The organism is Williamsia sp., assembly GCF_016462415.1.
Taxonomy (GTDB): Bacteria; Actinomycetota; Actinomycetes; order Mycobacteriales; family Mycobacteriaceae; genus Williamsia_A.
Genome location: NZ_JAEMTF010000086.1, coordinates 1 through 9,094, shown reverse-complemented (window position 1 = coordinate 9,094; position 9,094 = coordinate 1). Strand labels below are relative to the sequence as shown.

Here is a 9,094-nt window from a genome sequence, read left to right as displayed (position 1 = left end):
GAGCCGGACTCGTCGGCTCGGAGTATCTGGAGGTAGAGCGCCTCGGTCTCGGCCGATGGGGCGACCCCGAGCTCGTCGTCGAGTACCCGGCGACACCGGGCGGCCACCTGCAGCGCCTGCCCTCGTTCGCCCAGGGACAGGTATCCACTCATCACCGTCCGATACGCACTCTCGCGCAGCGGGTCCAGCGCGAGGAGCCCCTCGGCCGACGCGATCGCGCGCGCCGGTTCGCCCTGGGTGAGCGACCCACTGGCGTCGATCTCGAGAGCCCGTTGACGCAGGTGTAGGGCCTCGGCGCGTACGTCGTCGGCCCATGAGCCCAGGGCGCCGATCAGAGCGGTCTCACCGGTGAGGTCGAGCGCTCGCCGGGCGTCGGCCACAGCCACGCCCAGATCGTCAACCGGTGCGGCGCAGTATCGCCGGACGAGTTCGAGGTCGGTCACGAATCCGTCGGGGAGCAACAATCGGACATTCCCGCCGCGTGACCGGACACTGGCCGTCGGCATCGTCGCCAACTCCATGGTGTCGCGTACGCGGGAGAGGACGCCACGCAGGGCGGCATTCCAGGACTGGGGCCGATTGCCCGGCCACAGCAGGCCGGCGAGCTCGTCCTGCGGGATCTCGCGGTGGCGGTTGACGGCCAGGTAGGCGAGGACCTCGACGCAGCGCGCACCCCCGACCACCCGTGGGTGGACGACATGTCCCCGGTGAACGACCCGCACCTCACCGAGGAGACGGATCGCGACCTCGGCTGCGTTGTCCATCTAATCGAGCATAAACAACCGCGATGTGCGGGTGGGACGTCGCCGTCTCGTTGCGGTGGCCGCGTGGAAGCTAACGCCAGAAGACGACCAGGCCGTACCCGATGGAGGCCAGGGTGGAACTGACACCGGACAATTCGAAGAACCAGTAGATGAGGTCGAAGAACGCCCGGTTCAGCGGCGGTAGCAACAACACCAGGAACACGAGCAGGAAGCCGTACTGACCGACCGGCGCGAGCTTTCGACGTGTCTCGATCGACAGGTAGGGCTCGATGGCGCCGTAGCCATCGAAGCCGGGGATCGGGATCAGGTTGAGGATGGCTGCGGTGATCTGCAGCAGCGCCAACATGCCCAGCGCCGACCACAGGTTGATGTTCGCGATGCTGATCTCGTCGACCTTCGCGCGGATGACGGCCAGGAGCACCACGCCCACAACGATGTTCGCGAACGGTCCGGCCAACGACACGATCGTGCGCTGCGCCTTGGAGAACCCGGCCTGGTTCACGTACACCGCACCACCGGGAAAACCGATGCCACCCAACAGGATGATCACCAGCGGCAACGTGATAGACAGCCCCGGATGCGCGTACTTCAGCGGGTTCAGGGTGAGGTAGCCGCGGTTCTCGGCATTCTTGTCGCCGAACGCGAACGCGGTCACCGCGTGACCGAATTCGTGCAGACACAACGAGATGACCCAGCCGCCGACGACCAGCAGCAGCGCCCCCACGATCGACGTGGCGTTGCGACCCGGAGTCGACTGCGCCAACAGGACGCCGCCGACGACGGCGACGGCGACCACACCGAGGAACACCGGCCCGGGTCGCACTGAGCGGACGATCTGAGTCGCGGTGCTCATGGGGAGACCAGCTTCCAGTCCTCGTGGTGGCGATAGATCGTCGACCGGTGCACGGGGCGGGGAGCCCGGATGCCGTCGCGTTCGACCACCACGTCGATCCCACCGGTCTGCACGGCGCGCCCGGCGACCCACTTCTGGCGAAATCGTTTCTGCAGTGCGCCTTCGACACCCGGCTCGTCCCGGGTCGGGCGGATCAGGACAGTCGTGGCCTCGCCGAGGAACAGACGCTCGCTGTCGACGATGGTCTCGCCGGTGAACGACCCGTTCTCTCCGGTGTGGCTAGCCTCGCCGATGACGACCACCGCGGCGTCGTCGCGGATCAGCGGCAGCGACACCGCCGTCCCCGACACCGCCAGCTCGGCGGCGACGTCGCCGGACGGCAGCCCGTAGACCTTCGTGCCCGGCGTCGCCTGCGGTGCCACGTAGGCGACTTCGACCCCCAACGCCTCGGCGATCATCAGACGCGCCACGACGGCGCCGAGGAACGCATCGGGGTGATCGGGGCCGGCGACCACGACCACGCGGCTCACGGCCGCGTCGGCCACCGCCTTGGCCACGCCGGCCCGCATCGAGTCACGGCTGTTCTCGGCGCGGATCACGACGAGGCCGTCGAGTGCGTCGGGCACGGGTACGTCGAGCGCGCAGATGACCGTCGTCGTCACGTCAGCGGAGGCCTCTCTCGGCAGGGCCGGGCCATCACGCGCGGCGGAACGGGGTATCTGTCCGATAAAACCAGTAAAGTTGTCCCACGGCCCGGGTGATCCCGTGCCGGAAGGAGCTTGAGGCGATGCCTGCGATCGTACTGATCGGTGCCCAATGGGGCGATGAAGGTAAAGGAAAAGCCACTGACCTGCTGGGAGAGAAGCTCCAGTGGGTTGTGCGCTACCAAGGCGGAAACAACGCCGGCCACACCGTCGTCCTACCCAACGGCGACAAGTTCGCCCTCCACCTCATCCCGTCGGGCATCCTGACGCCGGGTGTGAAGAACGTGATCGGCAACGGCGTCGTCGTCGACCCGGGCGTCCTGCTCACCGAGCTGGGGGGCCTCGAGGACCGTGACGTCGACACCTCCGGTCTGATCCTCTCCGCCGACGCGCACCTGCTGATGCCGTACCACGTGGCCATCGACAAGGTGACCGAACGCTTCTTGGGCAACAACAAGATCGGCACCACCGGCCGCGGCATCGGGCCCTGCTACCAGGACAAGATCGCCCGTGTCGGGGTCCGTGTCGCCGACGTGCTCGACGAGAAGATCCTGACCCAGAAGGTCGAAGCGGCCCTGGAGATCAAGAACCAGATCCTCACCAAGATCTACAACCGGCGTGCCCTCGATCCCGAGCAGGTCGTCGAGGAGGTGCTCGCGCAGGCCGAGGGATTCAAGCACCGCATCGCCGACGCCCGGCTGCTTCTGAACCAGGCGCTCGAACGCGGCGAGACCGTGCTCCTCGAGGGCTCACAGGGCACGCTGCTCGACGTCGACCACGGCACCTACCCGTACGTGACGTCGTCGAACCCGACCTCGGGTGGCGCGTCGGTGGGCTCGGGTATCGGACCCACCCGCATCACGACGGTGTTAGGAATCCTCAAGGCGTACACCACCCGCGTCGGATCGGGGCCGTTCCCGACCGAGCTGTTCGACGAGTGGGGTGAGTTCCTGGCCAAGACCGGCGGCGAGGTCGGTGTCACCACCGGCCGCGCCCGTCGTTGCGGCTGGTTCGACGCCGTGATCGCCCGCTACGCAACGCGTGTCAACGGCATCACCGACTACTTCCTCACCAAGCTCGACGTGCTCTCCAGCATCGACACCATTCCCATCTGCGTCGCCTACGAGGTCGACGGCGAGCGGGTCGACGACATGCCGATGACGCAGACCGGTTTCCACCACGCGAAGCCGATCTACGAGGAGATGCCCGGCTGGTGGGAGGACATCTCTGCGTGCCGCACCTTCGAAGACCTGCCGCAGAACGCGCAGAACTACGTGCTGCGTCTCGAAGAGCTTGCCGGCGCCCACATCTCCTGCATCGGTGTCGGACCGGGTCGGGACGAGACCATCGTCCGTCGCGCGATCATCTGACGGCGGTTCATCTCCCGTTCGTCTTCGTGGGAAACGATCAGGGGCATGTCTGTCTCGCGTCGGAAGTTTCTGTCCGCCTCGGCCGCTGCCGGCCTGATCGTCCCGGTCGGCGGGCTGCTCGCCGCCCCGGCCACGGCAGTGCCGGCGACGCCCGGTCTGATCCGTGCGCGTCCGACGCTGTCGCACGGCGTCGCCTCCGGTGACCCACGCACCGACGGCGCGCTGATCTGGGCGCGGTCGGATACCCCGGCCCGGATGATCGTCGAGACCTCGCTGTTCGAGAACTTTGCGTTCGCCCGACGCTTCACCGGTCCACTGCTGACCCCGGCCACCGACGGCACCGGACGCGTCCGGGTCACCGGGCACCCCGCCGGCGCGACCATCCACTACCGGGTCACGCTGGTGTCCGACCGCGGCACCCGATCGCAGCCGCTGACCGGCACCTTCCGGACCGCGCCCCTGCTGCCGGGGGCGGTGAAACTGAACTGGTCCGGCGACGTCGTCGGCCAGGGCTGGGGTATCAACGAGGCCATCGGCGGACTGCACGGGTTCTCCACACTGGCCGACCGCAACGCCGACCTGTTCATCCACTCCGGCGACACCGTCTACGCCGACGGGCCGCTGAAGGAGAGCGTCACCCTCGACGACGGTCGCGTCTGGCGCAACGTCGTGACCGAGGCGAAATCCGATGTGGCGCAGACACTCGACCAGTATCGCGGCAACCACAGCTACAACATGACCGACCGCAACTACCGTCGCTTCGCCGCGTCGACCACCCAACTCGTGCAGTGGGACGACCACGAGACGTTCAACAACTGGTTCCCCGGCGAGATCGTCGCCAATCCCGCCTACACGCAGGAGAAGCGCGCCGACGTCCTCTCGGCCCGCGCCCTGCAGGCGTTTCACGAGTGGCAGCCGGTCAGCCGCGTCGACGCCGTGGACGGCCGCGTCTACCGCAAGGTGTCCTACGGTCCGCTGCTCGACATCTTCGTCCTCGACATGCGCAGCTACAAGGACTCGAACTCCAACGCCCGCAAACAGTCCGGTCACATACTCGGTGCCCGACAGGCGCGATGGCTGGTCGACGGGCTCAACTCCTCGCGGGCGGTGTGGAAGATCGTCGCCAACGACCTGCCGCTCGGGATCGTCGTCCCCGACACCACCTACGGCGACACAGACGGTATCGAGGCGGTGGCCCAGGGCGACAACAGCAAGCCGCTGGGGCGCGAAACCGAACTGGCGCAGATCCTGTCGCGCACCAAGCGGGTCCGCAACGTCGTGTGGCTGACCGCCGACGTCCACTACACCGCAGCCAACCGCTACGACCCCTCACGCGCCGCGTTCACCGACTTCCACCCGTTCTGGGAGTTCGTCTCCGGGCCGCTGCACGCAGGCGCGTTCCCGGCGGGCAAGCTCGACGGCACCTTCGGTATCGACCAGGTCTTCGTCCACGCCCCGACGACGGCGAACGTCTCGCCCATCACGACGGAGTTCCAGCACTTCGGCGAGGTGCGCATCGACGGCCTCGGTGGCACGTTCACCGTCGATCTGTGCGATACCAGCGGCAAGGTCCTCCACCGCACCGTGATACCCCGCGAGCTCTGAGAACGCCCGAAGTCACGAGATGAGGGGCAAATTCCCGGCCCCCCGGTAGATTGCTCCGCAGACACCGCGGTACGTGCCGGGTGCGCACTTTGCGATAGGGAGCCATGCGGCTGAGGCGTAGCGAGGCCGATTACGGCTCGATCCTGCTGGGGTCGACGTCCGACACCCCCCGCGTGCAGCGCATCCGCATCCAGATCCTGCTCACCGGCTCGATCCTGCTGTCCAACGCGATCGGCGCGATCATCGCCATCGTCCTCGCGAGTGTCGGCATACCCGAGCCGAGTGTCTTCGACAGCAAGTTCTGGTGGGTCAACTTCATCGCGTTGCCGATCTACGTCGGCTGTGCCCTGCTCGTCGGAGCTGTCGTGGGCACGACGATCATCGTCCGCCAGCTGCGCTGGTCCATCCAGGACCGGACCCCCACACCGCGAGAAGCGCGTAAGGCCAAGCGGATCCCCTGGAAGTTGACCGCGTTCCAGTCCATCTTCTGGATCGGTGCGGTCATCATGTTCACCACCTGTTACGGCATCCTCGAACCGATCCTCATCCCCAAGGTGTTTCTCGTCGTGGGGCTCAGCGGCGTCGTGGTGTGCGCGATCTCGTACCTGCTCAGCGAGTTCTCCCTGCGTCCGGTGGCCGCGCAGATCATCAATGCCGATGTCAGATTGCGGCGTAAGCGAAGCGCGCTGCGTACCCGTGCGCTGATCTCGTGGACGGTGGGGTCGGGGGTCCCGATCGTCGGAATGTTCCTGGTGGTGGTCTTCTCGCTGCTGCGCGAGCAGACGTCGAAGACCGACGTGTTCGTCGGCATCACCGTCCTGGTCTCGATCGCGCTGTTCACCGGCCTGCTGCTGACCGTGCTGAACACCAGCCACGTGGTCGCGCCGGTCCGGAGTGTGCGGAACGGGATGAAGAAGGTCAGCGCGGGCGACACCGACGTCGAGGTCGTCATCTTCGACGGCACCGAGCTCGGTGAGCTGCAGGCCGGTTTCAACACCATGGTCACCGGGCTCCGTGAGCGCGAACGGCTGCAGGACCTGTTCGGTCGGCACGTCGGCAAGGACGTCGCCGAGGCCGCATTGACCAGCGACCCCGAACTCGGCGGCACCGAGCGCACCGTCGCCGTGGTGTTCGTCGACGTCATCGGCTCGACCAAACTCGCCTCCGACCGTCCTCCGTCGGAGGTCGTCACGATCCTCAACCGGTTTTTCGCGGTGATAGTCCAGGAGGTCGAGGAGCGCAGCGGGCTGGTCAACAAGTTCGAGGGCGACGCCGTGCTCGCGGTGTTCGGGGCGCCCATCGACCTCGCCGACACCGCCGGTGCCGCACTCTCGGCCAGTCGCGCCATCTCACGGCGTCTCGCCGAGGAGATCCCCGAGCTGAGTGCCGGCATCGGCGTGAGTTACGGACCGGTCGTCGCGGGCAACGTCGGCGCGATCCAGCGGTTCGAGTACACCGTCATCGGCGACGCGGTCAACGAGTCGGCGCGGTTGTCGGAACTGGCCAAGCGCGACCCGACCCGCCCCCTCGCCTCGCAACGTGCGGTGGATGCGGCGGCGTCGGAGAGCGAGCACTGGGAGCGCCTGGAGAGCCAAACCCTACGAGGGCGGTCCGAGGAGACGACGGTGTTCGCGGCCCGCACGCCGGTCACCGAACCCGCCTGAGCCGTCGATCAGTCGCGCTTCTTGGCCGTGCGGTCCGACAGGCCCTCGGCGAGGTCGAGTTGGCGCAGCACACCGCGCAGCACCTCGTCGTCGATGCGGCCGGCATCGCGTTCGTTGATGAACACCTCACGCTGAACCTGCAGCAGCTCGGTGCGCATCCGCCCGAACGCGACCGTAGGGCTCTCGCCGAGCTCCTCCTCGCCGCGACCGAGTTCCTCCCACGCGAGGTTCTTCCGCGACCGGATCCAGCGCTGCAGGATCTGGACCTGCTCTTTCATCGCGTCGTTGTCCGGGATCTCCTCGGCCAGTTCCTCGAGGCGCTTGCCCGCGGCGCGCCCGGCCCGATCCTGCGCCGCGGCGAGCGCGAGCAGATCGGTTCGTCGTTCGTCGCTGTGGACCCCGAGGACCCGTATCAGCAGCGGCAGTGTCGTGCCCTGGATCAGCAGCGTTCCGACCACCACGACGAACGTCAGGAAGATGATCTCGTCACGCGCCGGGAACGGCATGTTGTCGTCGGTGGTGAGCGGGATGGCGAACGCGGCGGCGAGGCTGACCACACCCCGCATGCCCGACCACGCGATGACGAAGACCGAACCGGGGGTGGGCGCCGGCTCGCGGTCACGTATTCGGCGGGAGAGCAGCCGCGGCAGGTACGTCGCCGGGAACATCCACACGATGCGCACGATGATCACCGTGGCCAGGACCGCGACGCCCGACCAGATGATCACCCCCACCGAGCGGCCCTTGAGTCCCTCGAGCACCTCGGGCAGCTGTAGACCGATCAGCAGGAACACGAACGACTCGAGCATGACGTCGATCGAGCGCCACACGGCGTTGTCCTGCAGTCGTGTCGCGTAGCCCTCGCGCGCCGAGCGTTGACCGAGGTACAGCCCGACCACGACGACGGCGATGACGCCCGAGGCGTGCAGTTCCTCGGCGACGAAGTACGTCGCGAACGGGATCACGATGCCCAGCGCGGTCTCCATCGGGGGATCGGTGAGCCACTGGCGCACCTTGGCGATGACGACACCCGCGACGAGGCCGACCAGGACGCCACCGATCGCGGCCTCGGCGAAGAGCAGGATGCCGTCCCACGCGGTGGTGGTCGCACCGACCGCGGCGCCCAGCGCCAACCGGTAGGCGGTCAACGCGGTCGCGTCGTTGAGGAGACTCTCGCCACCGAGCAGCGTCGTCATCCGCCGCGGCAGGCCGAGTCGGCGGCCGATGGCGGTGGCCGACACCGCGTCCGGGGGAGCGACGACCGCGCCGAGGACCAGCGCCGCGGCCAACGGGAGCTGGGGCAGCGACCAGTAGGCCACGAATCCCACGACGACCGCGCTGACCAGCGGCAGCGCGACCGCGAGCAGGCCGACCGCGCGCATGTTCCGGCGCAGCGCGACGTACGAGCTGTCCTGGGCGGCCGAGTACAGCAGCGGCGGCAGGATCACGAACAGCACGACATCGGGGTCGAGTTCGGGGGTCGGGAGACCGGGGATCCAGCACACGCCGAGTCCGCACAGGACCAGGACGAGCGGCGACGCGAACTGGTAGCGACGCGACAGTGCGGCGATGGCCAACGACACCACGATCACAACGAGCAGAGCGGAATCCACGAGTGCTGCCCCTCCTGACGGCGACCGCTCGGGCCCGGGGGTGGTCACCGGGTGGCCGAACCCGTCAAAGATACGGGACAATGGCCGGGTGCGATCTATCAGACGGTCGGTGATGCACCGACTCATCGGACCCAGCGATGTCGAACCCGAGGGTTGCGACGACCTCCTCGCGACCTCGGGCGATCCCGCGGACGACCCGATGACGGGCCCGCAGGACACGTGTCAGGGCTGTGCTGAGGAGGGTGTCGAGCACTGGGCGCACCTTCGACGCTGCCTCGGCTGCGGATACATCGGTTGCTGCGATTCGAGCCCGCGGAAGCATGCGACCGCCCACCACAAGTCCACCCACCACCCCGTGATGCGATCGGCGGAACCGGGCGAGACCTGGCGCTGGTGCTACGTGCACGCGCAACTCGGATGACCCAGATCGGATGACCCCCGAAGCCATGAACACTTCCGACGGACCGAAGGCGGGCCCGCCCCGTCCCGCGCCGCAGTCGCCCCGACCTCCTGTGCGACCC

Annotated in this window: 8 protein-coding genes; 4 read left to right on the top strand and 4 right to left on the bottom strand. The window is 67.8% G+C overall.

The genetic code is table 11. The annotated features are described in order from the left end of the window. From JHC79_RS17700 to JHC79_RS17690, 3 genes are all read right to left on the bottom strand, one after another. Window positions 1–764: BTAD domain-containing putative transcriptional regulator (locus tag JHC79_RS17700; RefSeq protein ID WP_296393237.1), on the bottom strand; the 764-nt coding region annotated here is incomplete at its 3' end. Window positions 765–834: 70 nt separating this feature from the next. Continuing rightward, entirely contained in the window at window positions 835–1,617 is a 783-nt protein-coding gene (locus JHC79_RS17695; RefSeq protein ID WP_296393235.1) for a site-2 protease family protein, read from the bottom strand. Then, window positions 1,614–2,279, bottom strand: coding sequence for a hypothetical protein (locus JHC79_RS17690; RefSeq protein WP_296393233.1), 666 nt, complete (start codon window positions 2,277–2,279; stop codon window positions 1,614–1,616). Before JHC79_RS17690 ends, JHC79_RS17695 begins: the two co-directional genes overlap by 4 nt. Before the next feature lie 125 nt (window positions 2,280–2,404). On the opposite strand from JHC79_RS17690, the gene JHC79_RS17685 reads away from it, so the two are divergent. The 3 genes from JHC79_RS17685 (at window position 2,405) to JHC79_RS17675 (ending at window position 6,960) form a co-directional block, all read left to right on the top strand. Beyond that, the gene (locus JHC79_RS17685) at window positions 2,405–3,691 is read left to right on the top strand and encodes an adenylosuccinate synthase (RefSeq protein WP_296393231.1); all 1,287 of its coding nucleotides are present in this window, start codon (window positions 2,405–2,407) and stop codon (window positions 3,689–3,691) included. Window positions 3,692–3,736: 45 nt separating this feature from the next. Continuing rightward, window positions 3,737–5,296 (top strand): alkaline phosphatase D family protein, encoded by a 1,560-nt coding sequence (locus JHC79_RS17680; RefSeq protein WP_296393228.1) that lies wholly within the window; start codon window positions 3,737–3,739, stop codon window positions 5,294–5,296. A 104-nt stretch (window positions 5,297–5,400) separates the two neighbouring features. Beyond that, window positions 5,401–6,960 (top strand): adenylate/guanylate cyclase domain-containing protein, encoded by a 1,560-nt coding sequence (locus JHC79_RS17675; protein ID WP_296393227.1) that lies wholly within the window; start codon window positions 5,401–5,403, stop codon window positions 6,958–6,960. An 8-nt stretch (window positions 6,961–6,968) separates the two neighbouring features. Here JHC79_RS17675 and JHC79_RS17670 read toward each other — a convergent pair whose 3' ends face one another. Beyond that, window positions 6,969–8,573 (bottom strand): Na+/H+ antiporter, encoded by a 1,605-nt coding sequence (locus JHC79_RS17670; protein ID WP_296393225.1) that lies wholly within the window; start codon window positions 8,571–8,573, stop codon window positions 6,969–6,971. Between the two features lie 88 nt (window positions 8,574–8,661). Between JHC79_RS17670 and JHC79_RS17665 the strand changes: the two genes are divergently transcribed. Next, window positions 8,662–8,994, top strand: a complete 333-nt coding sequence (locus JHC79_RS17665; RefSeq protein WP_296393223.1) for a UBP-type zinc finger domain-containing protein — start codon at window positions 8,662–8,664, stop codon at window positions 8,992–8,994. The last annotated feature ends 100 nt before the right edge of the window (window positions 8,995–9,094 follow it).

What these genes read in the sequence shown, in the direction of transcription:
- JHC79_RS17695 (WP_296393235.1), bottom strand. Translation starts at nt 1,617, where the DNA reads ATGAGCACCGCGACTCAGATCGTCCGCTCAGTGCGACCCGGGCCGGTG.
- JHC79_RS17680 (WP_296393228.1), top strand. Translation starts at nt 3,737, where the DNA reads ATGTCTGTCTCGCGTCGGAAGTTTCTGTCCGCCTCGGCCGCTGCCGGC.
- JHC79_RS17675 (WP_296393227.1), top strand. Translation starts at nt 5,401, where the DNA reads ATGCGGCTGAGGCGTAGCGAGGCCGATTACGGCTCGATCCTGCTGGGG.
- JHC79_RS17685 (WP_296393231.1), top strand. Translation starts at nt 2,405, where the DNA reads ATGCCTGCGATCGTACTGATCGGTGCCCAATGGGGCGATGAAGGTAAA.